The organism is Parvimonas sp. KA00067, assembly GCF_001553085.1.
In the GTDB taxonomy this organism is placed as follows: Bacteria; Bacillota; Clostridia; order Tissierellales; family Peptoniphilaceae; genus Parvimonas; species Parvimonas parva.
Genome location: NZ_KQ960144.1, coordinates 1 through 1,182, shown reverse-complemented (window position 1 = coordinate 1,182; position 1,182 = coordinate 1). Strand labels below are relative to the sequence as shown.

The 1,182-nt window shown below is 48.3% G+C and carries 1 rRNA gene; it reads right to left on the bottom strand.

Features of this window, described 5'->3' with window-relative positions:
• Positions 1-19: 19 nt before the first annotated feature.
• Positions 20-1,182 (bottom strand): 23S ribosomal RNA (locus tag HMPREF3181_RS01995); the annotation flags it as partial.

The window sequence follows — 1,182 nt, the reverse complement described above, 5'->3', positions numbered from 1 at the left end:
AATTAAAGAGTATATATTTCTGGTCAAGCTTTCGATTTATTAGTATCAGTTAGCTTTGATGTTGCCACCTTTACACCTCTGACCTATCTACGACATTTTCTGTATCGAATCTCTCTTGTATTTCTACAACAGGAAATCTCATCTTGAGGGGGGCTTCGTGCTTAGATGCCTTCAGCACTTATCCCTTCCAGACTTAGCTATTCAGCATTACCATTGGCATGATAACTGATACACCAGCGGTCTGTCCATCCCGGTCCTCTCGTACTAAGGACAGCTCCTCTCAAATTTCCTACGCCCACGATGGATAGGGACCGAACTGTCTCACGACGTTCTGAACCCAGCTCGCGTGCCTCTTTAATGGGCGAACAGCCCAACCCTTGGGACCTACTCCAGCCCCAGGATGAGACGAGCCGACATCGAGGTGCCAAACCTCCCCGTCGATGTGAACTCTTGGGGGAGATAAGCCTGTTATCCCCGGGGTAGCTTTTATCCGTTGAGCGATGGCCCTTCCACTCGGTACCACCGGATCACTAAGTCCTAGTTTCCTATCTGCTCCACTTGTTGGTGTCGCAGTTAAGCTCCCTTTTGCCTTTGCACTCTTAGAATGATTTCCATCCATTCTGAGGGAACCTTTGAACGCCTCCGTTACTCTTTAGGAGGCGACCGCCCCAGTCAAACTGCCCAACTGACAGTGTCCCTGTACTCGATTCAGAGTACCAGGTTAGAAATTTAGTATCAAAAGGGTGGTATCCCAACAACGACTCCACGAAAACTGACGCTCTCGCTTCTTAGTCTCCCACCTATCCTGTACATTTAATACCAAATTCCAATGCCAGCCTACAGTAAAGCTCCACGGGGTCTTTCCGTCCTATCGTGGGTAAGTCGCATCTTCACGACTACTACAATTTCACCGGATCCTTTGTTGAGACAGTGCCCAAATCATTACACCTTTCGTGCGGGTCGGAACTTACCCGACAAGGAATTTCGCTACCTTAGGACCGTTATAGTTACGGCCGCCGTTTACTGGGGCTTAAGTTCTATGCTTCGATTGCTCTAACATTTCCCCTTAACCTTCCAGCACCGGGCAGGTGTCAGCTCCTATACTTCATCTTTCGATTTAGCAGAAACTTGTGTTTTTGGTAAACAGTTGCTTGGGCCTATTCTCTGCGACCACTCTATGCT